Annotated in this window: 17 protein-coding genes; 6 read left to right on the top strand and 11 right to left on the bottom strand. The window is 73.9% G+C overall.

Going from position 1 to position 19,465, the window contains the following annotated elements; genetic code table 11:
* The first annotated feature begins 17 nt into the window (after positions 1-17).
* A complete protein-coding gene (locus ESG85_RS28915) occupies positions 18-1,034 on the top strand; it encodes a PhzF family phenazine biosynthesis protein (protein WP_246095354.1) in 1,017 nt (338 codons plus the stop codon).
* 173 nt (positions 1,035-1,207) lie between these two features.
* On the opposite strand, the gene ESG85_RS28910 is transcribed toward ESG85_RS28915, so the two are convergent.
* Entirely contained in the window at positions 1,208-1,906 is a 699-nt protein-coding gene (locus tag ESG85_RS28910) for an esterase/lipase family protein (protein WP_128984127.1), read from the bottom strand.
* A gap of 195 nt (positions 1,907-2,101) precedes the next feature.
* On the opposite strand from ESG85_RS28910, the gene ESG85_RS28905 reads away from it, so the two are divergent.
* Complete coding sequence (locus ESG85_RS28905) at positions 2,102-3,547, top strand: glyceraldehyde-3-phosphate dehydrogenase (protein WP_128984126.1); 1,446 nt, start codon at positions 2,102-2,104, stop codon at positions 3,545-3,547.
* Positions 3,548-3,673: 126 nt separating this feature from the next.
* Positions 3,674-4,081, top strand: coding sequence for a hotdog family protein (locus ESG85_RS28900; protein WP_128984125.1), 408 nt, complete (start codon positions 3,674-3,676; stop codon positions 4,079-4,081).
* Between the two features lie 336 nt (positions 4,082-4,417).
* On the opposite strand, the gene ESG85_RS28895 is transcribed toward ESG85_RS28900, so the two are convergent.
* The gene (locus tag ESG85_RS28895) at positions 4,418-5,431 is read right to left on the bottom strand and encodes a LysR family transcriptional regulator (RefSeq protein WP_281288091.1); all 1,014 of its coding nucleotides are present in this window, start codon (positions 5,429-5,431) and stop codon (positions 4,418-4,420) included.
* Positions 5,432-5,576: 145 nt separating this feature from the next.
* Positions 5,577-6,125 carry a carboxymuconolactone decarboxylase family protein gene (locus tag ESG85_RS28890; RefSeq protein WP_246095353.1) on the bottom strand — a complete coding sequence of 183 codons (549 nt, stop codon included), beginning with the start codon at positions 6,123-6,125 and terminating at the stop codon, positions 5,577-5,579.
* 130 nt (positions 6,126-6,255) lie between these two features.
* On the opposite strand from ESG85_RS28890, the gene ESG85_RS28885 reads away from it, so the two are divergent.
* On the top strand, positions 6,256-6,849 hold the full coding sequence (locus tag ESG85_RS28885; protein WP_128984122.1) for a TetR/AcrR family transcriptional regulator: 594 nt from the start codon (positions 6,256-6,258) through the stop codon (positions 6,847-6,849).
* A gap of 125 nt (positions 6,850-6,974) precedes the next feature.
* Here ESG85_RS28885 and ESG85_RS28880 read toward each other — a convergent pair whose 3' ends face one another.
* The 7 genes from ESG85_RS28880 to ESG85_RS28850 all read right to left on the bottom strand — a co-directional run bounded on the left by ESG85_RS28880 (position 6,975) and on the right by ESG85_RS28850 (position 16,553).
* The gene (locus tag ESG85_RS28880) at positions 6,975-8,699 is read right to left on the bottom strand and encodes an acetate--CoA ligase (RefSeq protein WP_128984121.1); all 1,725 of its coding nucleotides are present in this window, start codon (positions 8,697-8,699) and stop codon (positions 6,975-6,977) included.
* Positions 8,696-12,031, bottom strand: a complete 3,336-nt coding sequence (locus ESG85_RS28875) for an FAD/NAD(P)-binding protein (RefSeq protein WP_246095352.1) — start codon at positions 12,029-12,031, stop codon at positions 8,696-8,698. Before ESG85_RS28875 ends, ESG85_RS28880 begins: the two co-directional genes overlap by 4 nt.
* Complete coding sequence (locus tag ESG85_RS28870; RefSeq protein WP_128984120.1) at positions 12,028-12,498, bottom strand: cobalamin B12-binding domain-containing protein; 471 nt, start codon at positions 12,496-12,498, stop codon at positions 12,028-12,030. Before ESG85_RS28870 ends, ESG85_RS28875 begins: the two co-directional genes overlap by 4 nt.
* A gap of 585 nt (positions 12,499-13,083) precedes the next feature.
* Positions 13,084-13,500 carry a cupin domain-containing protein gene (locus ESG85_RS28865; protein ID WP_181019145.1) on the bottom strand — a complete coding sequence of 139 codons (417 nt, stop codon included), beginning with the start codon at positions 13,498-13,500 and terminating at the stop codon, positions 13,084-13,086.
* On the bottom strand, positions 13,493-14,419 hold the full coding sequence (locus ESG85_RS28860; protein ID WP_128984119.1) for a sulfurtransferase: 927 nt from the start codon (positions 14,417-14,419) through the stop codon (positions 13,493-13,495). The genes ESG85_RS28865 and ESG85_RS28860 overlap by 8 nt, the downstream gene beginning before the upstream one ends.
* 5 nt (positions 14,420-14,424) lie before the next feature.
* Positions 14,425-14,997: an HPP family protein gene (locus tag ESG85_RS28855; protein ID WP_128984118.1), complete on the bottom strand. Its 573-nt coding sequence runs from the start codon at positions 14,995-14,997 to the stop codon at positions 14,425-14,427.
* Between the two features lie 11 nt (positions 14,998-15,008).
* Positions 15,009-16,553: a vanadium-dependent haloperoxidase gene (locus tag ESG85_RS28850; RefSeq protein ID WP_128984117.1), complete on the bottom strand. Its 1,545-nt coding sequence runs from the start codon at positions 16,551-16,553 to the stop codon at positions 15,009-15,011.
* 644 nt (positions 16,554-17,197) lie between these two features.
* On the opposite strand from ESG85_RS28850, the gene ESG85_RS28845 reads away from it, so the two are divergent.
* Positions 17,198-17,680: a DoxX family protein gene (locus ESG85_RS28845; protein ID WP_128984116.1), complete on the top strand. Its 483-nt coding sequence runs from the start codon at positions 17,198-17,200 to the stop codon at positions 17,678-17,680.
* Positions 17,681-17,703: 23 nt separating this feature from the next.
* Here the strand turns inward: ESG85_RS28845 and ESG85_RS28840 are convergent, their stop codons facing one another.
* Positions 17,704-18,240 carry a hypothetical protein gene (locus ESG85_RS28840; protein WP_128984115.1) on the bottom strand — a complete coding sequence of 179 codons (537 nt, stop codon included), beginning with the start codon at positions 18,238-18,240 and terminating at the stop codon, positions 17,704-17,706.
* A 73-nt stretch (positions 18,241-18,313) separates the two neighbouring features.
* On the opposite strand from ESG85_RS28840, the gene ESG85_RS28835 reads away from it, so the two are divergent.
* The gene (locus ESG85_RS28835; protein WP_128984114.1) at positions 18,314-19,465 is read left to right on the top strand and encodes an acyl-CoA dehydrogenase family protein; all 1,152 of its coding nucleotides are present in this window, start codon (positions 18,314-18,316) and stop codon (positions 19,463-19,465) included.

Genomic DNA, 19,465 nt, shown 5'->3' with positions numbered 1-19,465 from the left:
GACGGGAGGGGACGCACGTGGACAGGGGTCGGAAGCCGGACCTGGCTGCGGATCCGGCCGCGGAACCGGACGCGGATCCGGACCCGGACCTGGGCCTGGGCGTGGACGCGGACGTGGTCGTCGTGCGGGCGTGTCTGCGGGGCGGAAGCGGCGGGAGTCCGACGGCCGTCGTGGTCGAACGCGCGGAGGGAGACCGGCACCGGACCGACGCCGGAGACGGCATCGGGACGGGCACCGGGGCCGGAACCGCCGCGGCCGGGGGCGTGTTCGGGCACGACGGCGGGGACGAGGTCCGGGACCGGTACCGGCGGCGGGTGCCCGTCGTCCACGGCACCTCCCACGCCGTCTTCGTGCGACGGGAGCGTGACGGCGTCGTCGGGCTCCGCTTCTTCACCTCGGCCGGGGAACTGCCCGCCTGCGGGCACGGCACCGTCGCCGCGCTCGCCGTCCTCGCCTCCCGCGAAGGTCCGTGCCGGGTCCGGCTGCGCACCGGACGGCGGGTCTTCGCGGGCCGGGCGGAGCCGGCCGCCGGGGCCGAGGGGCGGTTCACCGCCGTCTTCGACCCCGGGCCGGTGGTGCTCCGCGCGCCCACGGCCGAGGAACGGCGGCTCGTGCTGCCCGCCCTCGGGCTCGCTCCCGGCGGGACCGGACCGGACGTCCGCGTCGCCGGGGTCGGCCGGGAGCGGCTGCTCGTGCCCGTCCCCTCGCGTGCCGCGCTGGCCGCGCTCGCCCCGGACCTCGACCGGCTCCGCGCGGCCTGTGACCGGCTCGGGCTGCTCGGCGCGTACGTCCACTCGGCGCCCACCGCCGGGGGCGCGCTCGCGGCCCGGATGTTCGCGCCGTCGATCGGCGTCCCCGAGGACATCGCCAACGCCAACAGCACCGCCTGTCTCGCCGCCCGTCTCGCACAGGCGGGCATCGCCTCGATCACCGTCGACATGGGCGACTCGCTCGGCAGTCCCGCCACGATCACGGCGGCGACCCGCCCGGACGGGACCGTGGAACTCGGCGGCACCGTCGCACTCCCGACCTGACCGCGCTCCCGACCTGACCGCGCTCCCGTCCCGACCGCGCTCCCGACCTGACCGCACTCCCGTCCCGACCGCACTCCCGTCCCGACCGCACTCCCGTCCCGACCGCGCTCCCGTCCCGACGCGCGCCGCCTCCTCCGCCCCTCTCGTACGCCGAACGCCCCCCGCCGCCGGTCTCAGCTCGCCAGCGCGGCCACCACTCCCGCTCCCACCGTCGCGTCGCCGAGCAGGGCGTTGTGGTCGAGACAGCCGGCCGGGTGGTTGGCCGCGCCGTTCAGCGGGACGCTGTCGTCGGGGTTGATCACCTCGTCGCAGTTCGACCAGAACGTGGTGTACGCGACCTCGCCCGGGGTCTCGTCGCCCTCGGCGAGCCGCTTCTGGACCCAGCTGCCGGGCGTCATGTCCCGGCAGGCCTGGTCCCACAGGGCGCAGGCCCAGGCGACGCCGGTGCCGTGGTTGGGGCCGGCGAGGGAGATCCAGTGGGCGACGGTGGAGGTGCCTCCGCCGTACTTCACGTACCAGCGGGTGGGCAGGCTGCCGAAGGAGTGGGCGACGACGTCGACCCGGTCGGCGCCGGTCCGCCGCCGTACCTCGTCGACGTACGCGGCGAACCGGCCGGCCAGCACCTCGTTGACCGACTGGTGGGTGTCGTAGCCCCAGCGGAAGATCCGTCCGTCCCCGTGGCCCGCGGCCCGGAGCCGGGTCTCGAGGCTCCCCCACACGCCGGGGTCGGCGTTGTAGCCGTGGACGAGGATCACGGGGCGGGGCGCGGCCGCCGCGGCGGTACGGGCCTCCGCCGGGGCGGCGGGGCCCGCGAGGAGGGCCGCGGCCACGGCGAGCAGGACGGCGAGGAGCGGAGCGGCAGGGCGGCGCATCGGTGGGCCTCCGGGAGCGGGGTGGGCGTGGGCCGGCGTCGGACCACCTGACGGTACGTCAGATCGATGGCCGCGATGTTACCGCCGGAAACTCGCCACCGCAGCCCCCGTGTCCAGGACCACACAGGGGCCCCCTGCCGCACATCCGATCGGGCGGGTTAGCATATGAGCACTCCCTAGCTCGAAAGATGCACTGTGACTGTCAACGAGGACTCGTTCACAAACTGGAAGAACCGCGAGGAGATCGCGGAGTCCATGATTCCGATCATCGGGAAGCTGCACCGAGAGCAGGACGTCACGGTCCTCGTTCACAGCCGCTCCCTGGTGAACAAGTCGGTGGTCAGCATTCTCAAGACCCACCGATTCGCGCGGCAGATCGACGGCGAGGAGCTGTCGGTCACCGAGACGCTGCCGTTCCTGGAGACCCTGACGACGCTCGACCTGGGCCCGTCCCAGATCGACATCGGCATGCTCGCCGCGGAGTACAAGGCCGACAACCGCGGCCTGTCGGTCGCGGAGTTCACCGCCGAGGCCGTCGCGGGTGCCATCGGGGCCAACAAGGTCGAGCGGCGTGACGGCCGCGACGTCGTCCTGTACGGCTTCGGCCGCATCGGCCGGCTCGTCGCCCGTCTGCTGATCGAGAAGGCCGGCTCCGGCAACGGTCTGCGACTGCGCGCCATCGTCGTGCGCGGCGGCGGCGAGCAGGACCTGGTCAAGCGTGCCTCGCTGCTGCGGCGCGACTCCATCCACGGCCAGTTCCAGGGCACCATCACCGTCGACGAGGCCAACGGCACGATCGTGGCCAACGGCAACACGATCAAGGTGATCTACGCCAACGACCCGTCCGAGGTCGACTACACGGCGTACGGCATCGAGAACGCCATCCTCATCGACAACACCGGCAAGTGGCGCGACCGCGAGGGCCTGTCGAAGCACCTGCGTCCGGGCATCGACAAGGTCGTCCTGACCGCCCCGGGCAAGGGCGACGTCCCGAACATCGTGCACGGTGTCAACCACGACACGATCAAGCCGGACGAGAAGGTCCTGTCCTGCGCGTCCTGCACCACGAACGCGATCGTCCCGCCGCTCAAGGCCATGGACGACGAGTTCGGCGTGCTGCGCGGTCACGTGGAGACCGTCCACTCGTTCACGAACGACCAGAACCTGCTGGACAACTACCACAAGGCGGACCGCCGCGGTCGCTCCGCGCCGCTCAACATGGTCATCACGGAGACGGGTGCCGCCTCCGCCGTGGCCAAGGCGCTGCCCGACCTGAAGGCGCCGATCACCGGCAGCTCGATCCGCGTCCCCGTCCCGGACGTCTCGATCGCGATCCTGAGCCTGCGCCTGGGCCGCGAGACCACCCGCGAGGAGGTCCTCGAGTACCTCCGCGACGTCTCGCTGCACTCGCCGCTGAAGCGCCAGATCGACTTCACCACGGCCCCCGACGCCGTCTCGATGGACTTCGTCGGCTCGCGCCACGCCTCGATCGTCGACGCCGGCGCGACCAAGGTCGACGGTGACAACGCGATCCTGTACCTGTGGTACGACAACGAGTTCGGCTACTCGTGCCAGGTCATCCGGGTCGTCCAGCACGTCTCCGGTGTCGAGTACCCGACCTTCCCGGCTCCGGCGGCCTGATCCGCCGCACGGACCACGCACACGCCGGACGGCGGTGGGGCACTCCGCCCCGCCGCCGTCCGGCGTTTCCGGGCGCCTGACAGACTGGTGGCCCTTGTCCGTCCGACACCTGTCCGGAGGAGCGAAGTGTCAGAGAAGCAGGCTTCGTTGGAGAACGGCGCACCCGACCTGAAGGTCGGCCAGGTGCTGCGCGCCGAGCGCACGGTGACCGACGAGTCGATCGTCGCCTTCGCCGAGCTCGCCAGGGACCGCGGCCGGCACCATCTCCCCGACCAGGGACGGGCGATGGCGCACGGACTGTTCACCGCGTCCCTCGCCACCGAGATCGGCGGGCAGCTCGACTTCCTCGCGCGCCGGATGAGCTGGGAGTTCCTGAAGCCGGTCTGGTCGGGCGACACGATCACCGCGGAAGTGACGGTCCGCGCGCTGAGCGAGGTCCGGGCCGGCACGGGCCTCGAGCTGGAGATCGAGATCACCAACCAGGACGGCGAGACCGTGCTGCGCGGGGAGAGCACGGGCATCGTCCGCCACTGAGCGCCGACGCACGCGGCAGGCGCCGGGCACGTGACGCTGACGCGCGTGCGGGCGCCACGGCGCATGACGGCACCAGGACGCGTGGAAGCGCCAGGACGCGTCGCGTGCGGGTGCCACGGCGCATGAAGCCGCCAGGACGCATGGAGGCACCAGGACGCACGAAGGTGCCACGGCGCTTCCCGTCTCTGGGCCCGGTCGGGGGTGTGGGTCCGGGGAGACGTGAAGGGGCCGTGGCACCGGTTCGTGGGGCGCGGGCCGTCCCGTACGGGCGGAACGGCTGCGCGGGGGAACGGCCGCGGGTGTGCGCCGGCGGGCGCGGCACCCACGGACGGGAGGTCAGCCGGCGAAGTCCGGGTCGGGACCGAGCGCCGACACGGCGGGCGTTCCCTCCGGTTCCTCGTCCAGGGACCCCGCACAGGCCAGCGCGGTGGCCTGGCGCAGGGTCTCGGCGAGGTTCTCCCAGTCGAGCGCGGGCCGGTCGTCGCCGCGGACGGAGAGCATGGAGGCGTTCCAGCGCATCCGCGGCACGCCCGGAAGCGGGCGGAGGCCGCCGGCCTCGCGCGGGGAGGCGGCCAGGGCCATCGGGAGCATGGCGCAGCCGAGCCCTGACTGGGCGGCGGCGCGGACCCCGGCCATGGAGCCGAGTTCGTGGATCTCGGGCGGCCCGTCGGAGCGGAGCCGGAGGAATTCGGGCAGCCAGCGCTGCGAGGGACAGTCGGGGTCGGCGATGACGACCTGGCGGCCCGCGGCCGGGCCGCGGTGGCGCGCGGCGACGCCGATGACGGGCGCGAACTCGACTTCCTGGAGGCGGACTTCGGTCAGTTCGTCGGGTCGTTCGGGGCGTAAGGGGTCGGCGAGGGCGCCGGGCAGGGCGGCCAGCTGGTCGTCGGCGTCGGCGGCGGTGAGCACGAGCGCACCGTCGATGGAGCCGGCCCGGAAGGCGTCGTGGATCTCCCCGGTGCCCATCACCCGCAGGGCGAGCTGGGCCCCGGAGAGCAGTCTGCGGCCGATGTGGGTGAGCCGGGCGAGCTGCTGGCCGTAGGCGAGGGCGGGCACGACGCCGACGGTCATCCGCGGCGGGTTGGCCGCGGGCCGGCGCAGTGCGGCCTCCATCTCGCCGACGAGGGTGAGGATCTGGCGGGCGTAGTCGCAGAGGACGGCCCCGGTGCGGGTGAGCCGTACGCCGTTGGGCAGCCGCTCGAAGACGGGTTCGCCCACCTGCCGCTCCAGGGCACGCATCTGCGCCGTGACGCTGGACTGCGAGTACCCGAGGCGGCGGGCCGCCTGGGTGAAGGACCCCGTCAAGGTCACCTCGCGAAAGGTTCTCAGGGTTCTTGCGTCGATGTCCACGTGTACAACCCCCCTTGCCGCCCCCCGGCGGCAGCTGGCACTCGGGTGGCCGGTCACGCCCACCCGTTCGATCGCCCCAGTCGTGACACCACAGGGGTGCCGGTCGCTCCTTCGCGTCCGGCACCCCTGTCGGCCGCGAAGGACTTTACTCGGCGAGCTGCGCCGGGACCAACGGAAAGTCCAGTTCCGGCTGCGCAACGTGATTGAAGAAGTTCGACAGCACGTTGAGCGCCACGTGGCCGACGATCTCGGCGAGTTCGGCGTCGGTGACGCCGGCCGCGCGGGCCTCGGCGAGGGCCGCGTCGTCGACCCGGCCGCCGCTCTCCATGATGGCGCCGGTGATCCGCAGCACCTGGTCCATGTGCGGGTCGCCGGCGTCCTGACCGTGGCGGGTGGCGAGGAGCTCCTGCTCGCTCAGGCCGACCTTGCCGCCGCGCAGGGTGTGCGCGGAGACGCAGTAGGTGCAGTCGTTGCGCTGGGCGATGTAGAGCGCGAGCTGCTCGCGCTGCCGGGCGCTGAAGCTGCCGCCGACGAGGGCCTCGCGCAGGGCGAGGTAACCGCGCAGCGCGGCGGGGCCGTTGGCGAGGGCGGCGTACAGGTTGGGCAGCTTGCCGAGCTGCTTGAGGGTGCCTTCGAGCAGCTCTCGCTGCTCCTCGTTGGCGGTCTCGACGGTCAGTTGGGGAAGGCGGGGCATGGAGCTCTCCTTGAGCCGGACCAAGATGGAACTGATCGGTACCATCCTGACGGTACCGATCGGTTCCGTCAGGCGCAACGGGAGGGGAGCACTCCGATCCGACTTTCGGAACTGAGTGGTACCGTTTGGTATGGCCACGAACGCGAAAGAACGGCTCCTCAGCGCCGCGGAGCGTCTTTTCTACGAAGAGGGCATCCGGGCGGTCGGCATCGAGCGGATCCTGTCCGAGTCCGGAGTGGGCCGCGCCTCCTTCTACCGGCACTTCCCCAGCAAGGACGACGTCGTCGTCGAGGTGCTGCGGCGCCGCGACGGCATGTGGCGGGCCTGGCTCGACGGCCGCATCGAGGCGAGCGACCGCGGACCCGCGGAACTGCCCCTCGCCCTCTTCGACGGACTCGCCGAGCGCTTCGCCGCGGCGGAGTTCCGCGGCTGCGCCTTCATCAACACCATGGTCGAGACGGCCGATCCGGAGAGCCCGGCCCACCACGTGGCCGCCGAGCACAAGGAGAAGGTGATCGCCCGGCTCGACCGGCTGCTCACCGACGGCGGCTACCGCGACCACGAGAACCTGGCCCGCCAGCTCGCCCTGCTCGGCGACGGCGCCATCGTCACCGCCCTCCGCGAGGGCACGACCGAGGCGGCCGTCCGCGCCCGCGCGGTCGCGACGGTGCTCCTGCGCACCGCCGAACGCGTGCCGGTCCCGGCACACGCGGACACCGTCTGAGAAACGCGGACGCCGCCGGACACGCCCGAAGGCCCGTCCGGCGGCTCGGCGCCGGACGGGCCTTCGGGACGTACGGGACTCACGACGCGGGGATTCCGGGGCGCGGGGCCTCGACCCGGCGGGCCTCAGGACGTACGCGACCCGTGGGGCGCGCGCGGCCGCAGTTCGCCGCGGCGGACCTTGCCCGAGCGCGTGCGGGGCAGCGCGGTGACCACGTCCACGCCCTTCGGGACGAAGACCGGGGCCAGGCTGCGCGCCGCGAGCGCGATCAACTCCTTCTCCAGTCGGGCCGGTTCGACCTCGCCGTGGGTCTCCACGACGGCGTACGGGGCGAGGCCGCCGCTGTCGTCGGGGCACGGGATCACGGCCGCGTCGGCGACCGCGGGGTGGGTGCGCAGGACCGCCTCGATCTCCATCGGCGAGACGCGGTGACCGTACGACTTGAAGACCTCGTCCATCCGGCCGAGCAGCCGGATCGAGCCGTCCCGGCAGCGCTCGCCCCGGTCGCCCGTCCGGTACAGACCGTCCGCGAAGGCCTCCGCCGTCCGGTCGGGCCGGTCGGCGTAGCCGCGCATCAGCCCCGGCGGACGGTCCGTCAGATCCACGCACACCTCGCCGGACTCACCCAGCCCTCCGGTCTCCGGGTCGCGCAGCACGATCCGGTAGCCCGGCAGCGGATGGCCGAGCGGCGACAGCGGCGCCGGCGTGTCCGGGGTCCGGCCGATCAGGGCCGTCGCCTCCGTCTGCCCGTACCCGTCCCTGACCCGTACGCCCCAGGCCGCCTCGATGCGGTCCGTCACCTCGGCGGTCAGCGGCTCCCCCGCCGCCGTCGCCTCGCGCAGCCGGGGCGCGCCCCGGCCCTCCGTCACGTACGGCAGCATCGCCCGCCACGCGCTCGGCGGCGCGCACAGGCTGCTGATCCGCTGGGCGGCGAGCACTCCGGGCAGCACGGCCGCCGGCAGCCCGCCGTCGGGCGGGGCGACGACCGTGGCGCCGGCCGTCCACGGCACGAAGAAGCTCGACCAGGAGTGCTTGGCCCAGCCGGGCGCGGACATGTTGAGGTGCCGGTCGCCCGGCCGCAGCCCGCTCCAGTAGAGGCTGGAGAGGTGCCCGACGGCGTATCCGGCGTGGGAGTGCTCCACCAGCTTCGGCAGCGAGGTGGTGCCCGAGGTGAAGTAGCAGAACGACGGGTCGGCGGCGGCCGTCGGCCCGTCCGGCACGAAGCGGCGGCGCCGCTCCGGGTCGCGGGTGTCGGGGTACGGGAGCCAGCCGGGCAGGTGAACGGCTCCGGGCGCCATCCGGATGCCCGGCACCGCCAACCCGCCCACCAGGTGGATGAGTTCGGGCGCGCAGACGACGTGCCGGATGCCTCCGCGGGTGATCCGGTCGGCGGCCTCGTCCCGCGTGAGGTCCTGGTAACCGGGCACCACGACCGCGCCGAGCTTGATGCAGCCCAGCAGGGTCTCCCACAGCTCCGCGCGGGTGCCGAGCAGAATGAGGACGCGGTCGCCGCGCGCCACGCCCGCCGCCGCCAGCTCCACCGCCAACTCGTCCGAGCGGGCGGAGAGTTCGGCGAAGCCGACGCGGTCGACGACGGGAACCGTACCGTCCGCGGCGGGCCGGCCCAGGATCTCCAGGGCGGTCCGCGGATTGCCCTCGGCGACCACGTCGAACCATTCGAGCGCCCAGTTGAAGTACCGGGCCCGCGGCCACCGGAACGCGGCCGCGGCCGCCTCCCGGTCGCCGCGCAGCCGCAGCAGCAGGTCCCGGGCGGCCCGGTACTCCTCGTGCGCGGCGGTCCTGCGGTACTCCGCGCGGCCGTCCTGCCGCTGCCTGGCGGGCGCCGTCATCCGGCCGCCCCCGCCAGGGCCCCGGCGATGGCGTCGGCGTCCCGCGTGAACGAGCCCCAGCGGCCGGGCCGGCCGCTGCCCACCTGGGTGAACCAGCGGGTGTGCTCGCTCGGGATGCCGATCACATGGATCGCGCGGTCCGGCGTCCCGTCCGCGCCGACCGGATGGAAGGGCGCGTCCGTGCAGTCGACCCCTCCGGTCCTGAACTCCCCCGCGCGGTCGGCGTATCCGGCCCGCCCGCCGGAAGCACCGGCCTTCGGGTCGGTGGCGCCCGGGCCCCCGGCCTTGTTGACGAACGGCCGCACCACCCCGTCCGACAGCAGACCGCGGATCAGCGGATCGCGGTCCGCCGCGAGGTCCGTCGTCGGCAGCCGGGCGTCGACCAGGACGTCGAGCGCCGCCCAGGAGTTCTCCACCTGCGCCGACTCCACCGTGAACCGGCCCGCGACCGGGTCGGTGCCGAACCGGGCGCCGGGGCCGACCGGTTCGAGGACGCCGGCGGCGAGCAGGGCGAGGAACTGCTCGGAGCGCAGCTGCGGAGGACCCGTCGACACCATGGCCGCCACCGGGCCGAACTCGGCGAGGAACCAGCGGTGCGACGCGGGCGTGAGCCCACCGAAGTCGACGATGTCGCGGATCGTCTGCCGGACGTCCCGCAGCACGTCCGCCGCCGCCTTCATCGGCCCGTCCGCGTTGCCGAGGCGGGCGTCGCAGAGGTCGGCGCGCAGCCACTCGGTCAGCACCTTGTGGAACTCGGCGGGCGAGCCGAACCGTCGCCCGTGGAACGGCCGGGCCAGGGCGTCGAGTCCGGTCAGCGGCTGCGGGTCGATCCGGTATCCGGCCGCGAGCCCCCGGAGCACGTCGCCGGCCCGGAGCGCCTCCGCGGCGGAGGCGTCGGCGTCGGCGGCGACCGGTACCGGCTCGTGGGCCGGGACCAGCGCCTCCTCGGCGCGCTCGGTGAACTCCCGTGCCGCGTCCGGGCCGTGGGCCAGACGGATCCGGGTGGCGAGCAGCACCAGGTTCACCTCGGCGAGCAGCCAGGGCAGCACGGACCGCTCGAAGTCGAGCGGGGCGTGCTCGGCGCGCAGCCGGGTCATCCGCTCGGGCGTGAACAGGACCGGACGGTAGCGGTGTTCGGGCCGCTTCTGGTTGACGCCCCGGGTGAGCAGCGGCACGCCGGCGCGCGAGCCGGTGAGGATCCTCGGCTCCTTCCCGCTCGGCAGGTAGAGCAGCCCGTCGCCGCCCTCCGTGAAGGTGCCGCCGCGGCCGAGGGTCAGCTCGGCCAGCACGTCGTAGAAGGTGAGGCCCATGCCGATCACGCCGACGCTCGCGCCGGCCGGGATGTCCGCGAGCGGCATCTCGTTGGCCGAGCCGCCCGCGATGTAGCGGAGCGGCCGGGCCGGAGTCGTGTGCTCGCGGGCGAAGTGCCGCCATTCCCGCTGTTCGCGGTCGAGCTCGTTGACCGGGTGGCCGGTGGCGAGGACCAGCCGGTCCGCGGTGAGCACGTCGCCGCGGTCCAGGCGCAGCCGGTACGCCTCGTCGGAGCCGGGCGCGCCGCGGTCCGCGCAGATCACCTTCGCGGGAACGGCGTGCACGGTCAGGCACGGCGGCAGCGTCTCCTCGATGCGCCGCATGACGTAGGTGAGGTAGCGGCCGTAGACGGCGCGCGGCGCGTAGCCCTGCGGTTCCGCGCCCGCCGGGTCGTGCTCCACCCACCACTCGCCGAGCGACGGCCCGGCGCCCGGCCGGTGCGGGCCCTCGTCCGCCGGCCCGGAGAACATGGTGACCTCCTGCGCCGGCGTGTTCATCAGGAACCACGGCGACTGGTCCGTTCGCCAGATCCGCCCGGCCCCCGCCTCGTGCGGATCGATCGCGAACACCTCGATGCGGCGCGCGGGCGGCCGTTCGGCGCAGCGGGCCGCGAGCCGCTCCAGGACGGAGAGGCCGCGCGGGCCCATGCCGACGATCGCGATCCGCAGCGGCTCGGCGACCGGGTCGGCGAGGCAGCGCGGGGTGGCCGGCGGGGCGGGCTCCGGCGGCGGAGCGGTCTCCGCCGCCAGGTCGTGCTCGCGGGAGACCCGGCCGAGCATGCCGGCGAGCTGGCGCGAGGTCATGGGTGAGGTCCTCCGGCTGGTGGTGAGCAGCGGCAGCGCACCGAGGTCGGTCCACTGGAGCCGGCCGTCCGGTGCGACCGCCGAGCGGGCCTCGCCCCGGTTGTCCGGGTGGAGGCAGAACGGCACGTCCAGCAGGCCGCGGTCGAAGGCCTTCAGGAGGGCGACGCCCAGGTCGTCCGAGAGCTCCAGGACCGCGCCGACCAGGGCCCTGGCCTCGGCCAGGATCTCCTCGGTGTCGTTGCCGGAGTGCGCGCCCGCGGCCCGCGGCCTGGCCCGGGCGGCGCGGGCCGCGTCGGCGGCGACGGAGAGCGCGGTCAGGTTCTCGGCGACCGTCGGGATGCGGTGCGCCTCCGTCTCGGTCTTGACGATGAGGCGCTGTGCCCCGCCGCGTACGGCGAGTTCGGCGCTGCGGCGCAGCAGCAGGCGGGCGCCGGGCACGGTGCGCGGATAGACGCCCATGTACGTGTAGAGCACGATGTGCCGGTCCACGGTCGGCGGCAGCAGCTCGTCGGCGAGCATCCGCAGGGCGGCGAGCGCGCCCGCGTCCTGGGCGGCGTGGGTCTGCTGCGCGTACGACAGGGAGACGCTGGTGGCGCCGTTCCGTGCGAAGAACAGGCACTCCAGGACGGACACGGCGACGAGCATCGACGGCGGGCACAGCTGGCCCAGCAGGCAGCCGCCGAAGGACTCCAGGTGGGCGCGGCGGCCCGCGGCGCGGCTCTCCTCGGTGAGGAACTGCACCGAGTCCCGCCAGGCGGCGACGGACTCGGCGAGCGGGGTACGCCCGTAGGGCAGGCAGTACGAGACGGGGCCGCCCTCGCTGGCGGAGAGCCCGGCGGCGGCCATGGTGCGGAAGATGGCCATCGGGTCGGCGGAGCCGTGCCGGACCTGAACCGGCGTACGGCGCCCGGCGGCCGCGGCGGTGCGGGCGGCGGTCCTGGGTCCGTGGCTGACGATCGGGAAGCCGTTGAGGGGCCGCCCGGTGCGCAGCGCCGCGGTGGCGGCGGCGTGGTCGCCGACGCGGGTGTAGCTGTCGATGGTGAGGGTCGCGACGGTCCGCTCGGGGAGCGCGGCGACGGCGGCGACGCCGGCGGCCATCTCGTCCGGGGAGACCATCCCCATCCGCGGCTGCACGACGAGCTCGCCGGCCGCGGCGGCCTCCTGGACGAAGGCGCCGAGATCGGAGTGCGGGTGCGGTGGCTGTCCGGAACGGGTCACGCCGCGGCCCGCCCGGTACACGCGCCTCTCGGCTCGTGCTCGCCGAGCTCGCCGAGGTGCCGCAGCAACGCGGTCGGCTCGGTGCCGTCCGGGTAGACCGCGTCGTACCCGGCGGCGAGCAGCTCGGCGGTGCGCTCCTCGGCGCCGTCCGGCGAGATCCCGAGCAGCCCGCCGATGACCATCGGGATCCGGCGCGTCTCCTCGTCGTCCCGCAGGGCCCGCGCGGCGCGCAGGCCGTCCTGGTGGCCGTGTCCGTTGACGGAGGACAGGACGACCAGGTCGGGGCTGGTCATCCGCGCGGTGTCCACGAGCAGTCGCTCGGGCACGCAGGGCCCCAGGTTGAGCACCGAGTGGCCGTGCTCCTCCAGGAACAGCTGAAGGTGCACCAGGTTCCAGGTGTGCGCGTCCGACGACCCGGTGGTGAGCAGCACCCGGCGGGACGGCTCGGGACTGTGCAGACTTTGCATGGCGTGTCTCCAGTGACGGTGCGGATGGGTGAACGGGTGTGCGGCCGGGGTGTGCGGGTGCGGTGGGGCACGTCCGGGTCGTGGGGTCGCCGGACCGGTGGAGTGGTGACACGGACCGGCCGTCGGGACGTCCGCCCGTCGTGGGCGTGGCCGGTCGTACGGGATGCGGCGGAGCCGCGCGGGCGCACGGGGCGCCGGCGGGCGTGGGTCGGTCCGGGCCCGTGGACGGCGGAAGGCGTGCGTCTACGGCGCGGGGCGCGCGGACGGGCGGACGGACGACGGCGTGGACGCCGACAGCGGTGCGGGGTACGGGGAGCCCCGCACCGCTGTCCGTCCGGGGCCGCAGTGTGTGTTCGGGTGGTGCGGGTGGTGCGGGTGGTGCGGGTGGTGCCGTGATGCGGGTGGGTCCGTACGGGCGGGGTGGTGCCGTGGTGCGGCTGGGACGGTGCCGTGGCGCGGATGGATCCGTGCAGGTGGTGCAGGCGTGTCCGTGCGGGTGGTTGCCGCGGTGCGGACGGGTGGGTCCGTGGTGCCCGTCGGATCGGGCCGGGGCCCGGATCACCGGGCCCCGGCCGGTCGTCCGTCTCAGGCGCCCGCGCCCACGCCCGTCGTGATCTCGCCGGGCACCGGGGTGCGCGGCGAGGCCGGGCGGGCGCGGACGGCGAGAACGGTGCAGCCGGTCGCGCTGGACATCTGGTGCCGGGTGCCCGGCTCCTCGACGACCAGGTCGCCGCGCTCGAAGCGGCGCCCGTCGCTGTGGTCGAGCGTGCCGTCGAGGACCAGCATCAGCTCGTGCCCGAGGTGCTCGTGGAAGTCGCCGTGCGCGCCCGGCGGGAAGCGGAGGAGCAGGCTCGCGGAGTCCTCCTCGCCGGCGTGGCCGGGTCCCCACAGGACCACGTACTCGACGCCCTCGCGGCCGGGTTCGGTCCACGGGACCCAGGGCAGGTCGGTCTGGGCGAAGCCGTCGCGCAGCACGTCGCGGTAGACGGTGACATCAGGCACGGGCGGTGACCTCCGATGCTGCGGTGCGCTGGGGCACGACGGACGGGATGGGATCGGGTCCCCACTGCTTCGGGCCCTTGACGATCGGCGCGCCGATGAGGGAGCCGAACTCCCGCCAGGCGCCGTCGTAGTTGCGGACGTCCGTCATGCCGAGCAGCTCGTGCAGGACGAACCAGCTGTGGGCGGAGCGCCAGCCGACCCGGCAGTAGACGACCGTCGGGACGTCGGTGCGCAGCTCGCCGTACGCGGCCCGCAGCTCGTCCTCGTCGCGGAAGGTGCCGTCCGCGTCGACGGCGGTGTGCCACGGGATGTGCTCGGCGGACAGCGCGTGTCCGCAGCGCACGCCGATGTCGTCGGGCACACCGGGCGGGGTGTTGGAGTGGCCGAGGTACTCCTCGAGCGAGCGGACGTCCAGGAGGGTCCGGCGCCCGATGTGGTCGAGCATGTCCTCGCGCCGGGCCCGGATCGTCTCGTCCGTGCCGGCCGGCACGGGGTAGCGGACCTCGGGCCGGGCCGGGGCCTCGGTGGTGAGCGGGGCGCCGATGCCCTCCCAGCGGGCGCGCCCGCCGTCGAGGAGGCGCAGTTCGCGGTGCCCGTACAGGCGGAACTGCCAGTAACCGGCCGCCGCCCACCAGTTGTTGTTGCCGCTGTAGAAGACGACGGTGTCGTCCTCGCCGATGCCGTGCCGGCCGAGGAGCGCCGCGAACGCCTCCGGGCCGATGAGGTCGCGCCGTACCGGGTCCTGGAGGTCTCCGGTCCAGTCGAGGCGCACGGCGCCGGGGATGCGCCCGGCGCGGCCGCCGCCGTCGTTGCCGCCGTCGGTGATCTCGACGAGGACGAGCCCGTCGACGGGCGTGCGCAGGTGTTCCTGTATCCGTTCGGCACTGACGAGCAGGCCGTCGCGGTTCTTCGCGGTCATCGCGTTCACCACCAGTACGTCGGGTATTTGGCGATCACACCGGCCTTGGAGGCGATCAGGCCGAGCAGGACGAGCAGCACGCTGCCCACGGCGAGCAGGACCAGGAACGAGACGGGCTTCGGGTCCTGGAGGACGGCGAGGACGGCGGTCGCCGCCGCCGGTGCGTGCACGGCACGCAGCAGCAGCATGAGTCCGACGCTGAGGCCGGCGGCGACGGCGGCGACCCACAGGGAGTGGCCGAGGAGGGCCACGGCCACCAGGCCGAGGGCGCCGGAGCCGATCTGGCCGAGGACCACGTTGCGGGGCTGCGCGGGCGGCAGCGCCGGGGTGGAGCAGACGATCATCGCGGTCGCGGCGAGCGGGGCGATCATCAGCAGATGGCCGGTGGCCTCGCCGAGCGCCACGAGGACGACGAGGGAGACGACCGTGGCGAGGGTGCCGAGCAGGGCGGGCTTCGCGCCGGGGAACGGCGGTGCTCCGCTGCCGCCCTTGGCCGCGGCGGCCGGGGCCGCCCCGGCCGGAGGCGAGCCCGGCGCGGCGCCCGTTCCCGGCGTCTGGGTCGGGGTCTGGTTGGTCACGTGCTCGCTCCTCAACAGCCGTGGAAGTACTGCATGGCGCGGCGGTGGACGACCTTGCCGATCCGGTGGCCCATCTCGATGCCGGGCTCGTTGTCGAAGCTCCAGTGCATGCCGCCGTACACGCGGGAGATGCCGGCCTGACGCGCGGCCTCGCTGAAGGTGGGCCAGGTCAGGACGACGTCGGTGTGCGGCGTGAGGCCGGGCTCGACGGTGGAGGTGCCGGCCTTGAAGCGGAAGGAGTCGCCGAAGGCGTCGGTGCCGGTGAAGCGGCGCAGGAACTCGGCGGCGGCACCGGAGAAGGTGCTGTGGCCGGAGACGGTGGCGGGGAACGGCGGCACCGCCACGTACGCCTGCCAGTCGACGCCGTCCATGGTGACGGTGCCGAGGCCGGGGCCGCCCCAGGAGCGGATGCTCCGGCCGCGGCGGTCGTACGGGATGAGGGTGGACGGGCGGGCGAAGTCGTAGTCGAGCTTGACGGCCCAGGAGCCGATGGCGGCGTCGCACTCGGCCATGTTGAGGCCGAAGAACAGCTTGGCGTCCTCGTCGATGCCGTAGCCGTCGCGGGCCGAGACGAAGCGGCCCCACATCTGCTGGGCGCCGGGCGGCGTGACGTCGTCGTTGAGCCAGAACTCGGCGATGCACTTCTGCTCGTCCGTCAGGTTCGCGCTGATGTCGAGGAGTTCCTCGATCGCGGCGGTCATGCGCACGGAGGGGTACGCGGGCGGCGCCGGGACCGTGAACTGGTCGGGGCGGCTGAGCGCGAAGGGCTTCATCACGGCGAACTGCGGCGTCAGGTACTTCTGCAGCTTGCCGCCGACGATCAGCGGGCTCCAGTGCTCGGGCGCGACCACGATCGAGGGGTCGAAGGAACCGGCGGTCTGCGGCGGGTTCTTCGGCTGGTAGCCGGTGGTGTCGGCGTACGGCGGGGTGGCGAGCTGGTTGGCGCCGTCGCCGTGCCGGTAGTCGAGGACGGCCTGGGCGGTGCGGCGGCCTATCCAGGCGGGGCTGTAGCGGCGCGGCGAGGTCAGCTGCGGGTCGTAGCCGAGGCTGCTCAGCATCGAGTCGATGGCGGTCTTGTACTCCGGGAAGAAGTCCAGGAGCGCGAGGTGCGCGGCGTAGCTGACGGCCTCGTTCTTGTTGTCGAGGGTGCGCTCGGAGCGGGGCCGGCGCAGCCCGCCGCCGAAGCGGGTGCCCTCGGCGACTCTGTCGTAGCAGGCCCAGGCGTCGTAGATGGCGTTGTGCACGATCGCGAGGATGCGGGCGTTGACGGTCGCGGGGCCGAAGCGGTTGCCGACGGCCTGGTAGCGGCCGAGGATCGCGTCCATGGTGGCCTGGTTCCAGCGCACCACCACGCTCGGGTTGCGGACGGCGCCGGGAGCCCGGCGGCCGGTCCGGGTCTCCGCCTCGAAGCGGGTGGCGGGCGCGGCGGCGTACGCCGTGCCGCCACCGGCGGCGAGCGCGAAGGCGCCGGCCGCGGCGGCGGAGGCGGTGAGGACCCGGCGCCGGCTGAACGGCGCCGAGGTGGTGCGGGCGGTGGAGGCAGGTCGCTGAGACATCCCTGGTTTCCTTCGCGTGCGGTGCGTGGCGGGAGCGGATCAAACACGAGATCGAACTGTGCTCAGGCTGGCGAGATCCGATCGCCCGGGGCAACGGCCTATCGGCTTCTTCCATCGGAGGCATGCAAGGAAGCGATGGGCATATGTCCGGGGCCCGGCGAGTGGCTAGCGTGAGACGACGCCAGGCACTGTCGGCTCCCCGGCCGACGGGTACGCCGTGCCACGCCGACACGGCACCCGGTCCCGGTTCCCGGGGCGGCTTCCTCGGGGGCCGGGTCGCGCGCGCCGGTCCACCAGGGGCCTTCGTGCCGCCCGCGCCGCCCGTACCGCCGTACCGCCCGGGGGCCCGACATCCGCCGGCGTCCGTGACACCCGCGGCCCTTACCCCGTCGCCCGCATCGCCGGGCGGGGCCGCGGCCGGCGAGCCCTGTGGGACGGCACCGCCCGTACCGCAGGACACCCTCGCGCACCGCCGACCCGTTCCCCGGGTCCGCCCGGTCATCCCGGCCACCCCGGTCGCCCCCGGTTCAGGGGCGGACACCGCGGGCCGCCGGCCGCCGGACCGGTGATCGCATCCCTACGACCACCGAGACGTCCGCCAGGACCTCACCGATCCCGCACCGATCCGTTTGGAGTGGCCGCGCATGACCGTTTCCTCGCAGCTCAGACCGACGCGTACGACCTCACGTCCCACCGCGCCGCGGCCGGCGGGACGCTACGACCGGCTGGCGCCCCGGCTGCACCACTACGGCCTGGTGCTGCTGCGGGCCGGGCTCGGCGGCGTCTTCGTCTGGTTCGGCGTCCTGAAGGTGATGGACCTGAGCCCGGCCGCCGAACTGGTCGTCGCCGTGATCCCGTTCGAGACGGGCGCCTGGTTCGTCCCGGCCCTCGGCTGGGCCGAGATCGTCCTCGGCGCCTGGCTCCTCACCGGCCGCGCCCCGGCGCTCCTCCTCCCGGTGCTCGGCGGCCACCTCCTCGGCACCTTCGCCGTCCTGGTCCTCACCCCGCACCTCGCCTTCGACCACGGCAACCCGGTGCTGCTGACCCTGGTGGGCGAGTTCGTGGTGAAGAACGTCGTCCTCCTGGCCGCCGCCGTCGTCCTCACGACCCGCCCACGGGCCGAGTAGACACGGCCCGGCGGAGGCCCTCCTCACTCCGCCGCGTTCTCCACTGCCGCGTTCCCGCCCGCCGGCAGCGTCGCCCCGCACACCGCGCATGCGTACAGCCCGTCGCGCACGACGTCGAGCTGCCCGCAGCCGGGTGCGGGGCTTCGGCGGTAGGTCACCGCGAAGCTGACGGCACCGGGCCGCCCGGATGATCCCAGCCCCCGGCCCGCCGGATCTCGGGCGGACCGGCGCAGCCGTACTCGCGGTCCCGCGGTCCCGACGACGAGCGTCGCGCGGCGCAGCCCGGAGACACCGGGGCCGGACAGCAGGACCCGGGCGGACGCCACGCCGTCGACGGAGTCGGGGTAGGGGTAGGGGTAGGGGTCGGCGCGCGGGTACGCCTCGATGCGGTCGACGGTCGGATGGCCGCCGTCGAGCCGGTCGCCCCGGCGGACCACTCCCCCGACGCGGCGCACGACGCACAGCGGCCGGCCCGGCCCGTTCTCCTCGACCTCGTGGATCCGGAGCTGCCCCTCGTCCCCCCTGCGTGTCCATGTCGGCACCCTGGCCACTGGCATCATGGCACTGAGTGTGTTTTGCTGAGGGTACTCAGTGCCAATATGCTCGCGAGCGTCGTTAGGGGAGCCCCAGACCATGGCCAAGGACTTCGATCTGTATCGCCTGCCGGAGGAGCACGAGATGCTCCGGGAGTCGGTCCGTGCGCTGGCGGAGGCGAAGATCGCTCCGTTCGCGGCGGCGGTCGACGAGGAGGGCCGGTTCCCGCAGGAGGCGCTGGACGCGCTGGTCGCCAACGACCTGCACGCGGTGCACGTGCCCGAGAGCTACGGCGGCGCCGGCGCGGACGCGCTGGCGACGGTGATCGTGATCGAGGAGGTCGCGCGCGCCTGCGGCTCGTCCTCGCTGATCCCGGCCGTCAACAAGCTCGGTTCGCTGCCGGTGATCCTGTCGGGTTCGGAGGAGCTGAAGAAGAAGTACCTCGGCCCGCTGGCCAAGGGCGACGCGATGTTCTCCTACTGCCTGTCCGAGCCCGACGCGGGCTCCGACGCGGCCGGGATGAAGACCCGCGCGGTCCGCGACGGCGACTTCTGGGTCCTCAACGGCGTGAAGCGGTGGATCACCAACGCCGGCGTCTCCGAGTACTACACGGTGATGGCCGTCACCGACCCGGAGAAGCGGTCGAAGGGCATCAGCGCCTTCGTCGTGGAGAAGGGCGACGAGGGCGTCTCCTTCGGCGCGCCGGAGAAGAAGCTCGGCATCAAGGGCTCCCCGACCCGCGAGGTCTACCTCGACAACGTGCGCATCCCCGCCGACCGCATGATCGGCGCCGAGGGCACCGGCTTCGCCACCGCGATGAAGACCCTCGACCACACCCGCATCACCATCGCCGCCCAGGCCCTCGGCATCGCCCAGGGCGCCCTGGACTACGCCAAGGGCTACGTCACCGAGCGCAAGCAGTTCGGCAAGCCGATCGCCGACTTCCAGGGCGTGCAGTTCATGCTCGCCGACATGGCCATGAAGCTGGAGGCCGCCCGCCAGCTCACCTACGCCGCCGCCGCCAAGTCCGAGCGCGTGGACGGCGACCTGACCTTCTTCGGCGCCGCCGCCAAGTGCTTCGCATCCGACGTCGCCATGGAGGTCACCACCGACGCCGTCCAGCTCCTCGGCGGCTACGGCTACACCCGCGACTACCCCGTCGAGCGCATGATGCGCGACGCCAAGATCACCCAGATCTACGAAGGCACCAACCAGGTCCAGCGCATCGTCATGGCCCGCAACCTCCCGTAA

The sequence above is a fragment of the Streptomyces roseicoloratus genome, from assembly GCF_004117935.1.
Taxonomy (GTDB): domain Bacteria; phylum Actinomycetota; class Actinomycetes; order Streptomycetales; family Streptomycetaceae; genus Streptomyces; species Streptomyces roseicoloratus.
Note: the sequence above shows the minus strand (reverse complement) of the source record. Positions and strands in the feature narration are given on the sequence as shown.

Bases quoted from the DNA above. Each gene is read 5' to 3' on its own strand.
- ESG85_RS28910 (WP_128984127.1), bottom strand. From the start codon at position 1,906: ATGCGCCGCCCTGCCGCTCCGCTCCTCGCCGTCCTGCTCGCCGTGGCC.
- ESG85_RS28890 (WP_246095353.1), bottom strand. From the start codon at position 6,125: ATGCCCCGCCTTCCCCAACTGACCGTCGAGACCGCCAACGAGGAGCAG.
- ESG85_RS28885 (WP_128984122.1), top strand. From the start codon at position 6,256: ATGGCCACGAACGCGAAAGAACGGCTCCTCAGCGCCGCGGAGCGTCTT.
- ESG85_RS28880 (WP_128984121.1), bottom strand. From the start codon at position 8,699: ATGACGGCGCCCGCCAGGCAGCGGCAGGACGGCCGCGCGGAGTACCGC.
- ESG85_RS28870 (WP_128984120.1), bottom strand. From the start codon at position 12,498: ATGCAAAGTCTGCACAGTCCCGAGCCGTCCCGCCGGGTGCTGCTCACC.
- ESG85_RS28860 (WP_128984119.1), bottom strand. From the start codon at position 14,419: ATGACCGCGAAGAACCGCGACGGCCTGCTCGTCAGTGCCGAACGGATA.
- ESG85_RS28850 (WP_128984117.1), bottom strand. From the start codon at position 16,553: ATGTCTCAGCGACCTGCCTCCACCGCCCGCACCACCTCGGCGCCGTTC.
- ESG85_RS28845 (WP_128984116.1), top strand. From the start codon at position 17,198: ATGACCGTTTCCTCGCAGCTCAGACCGACGCGTACGACCTCACGTCCC.
- ESG85_RS28840 (WP_128984115.1), bottom strand. From the start codon at position 18,240: ATGATGCCAGTGGCCAGGGTGCCGACATGGACACGCAGGGGGGACGAG.
- ESG85_RS28835 (WP_128984114.1), top strand. From the start codon at position 18,314: ATGGCCAAGGACTTCGATCTGTATCGCCTGCCGGAGGAGCACGAGATG.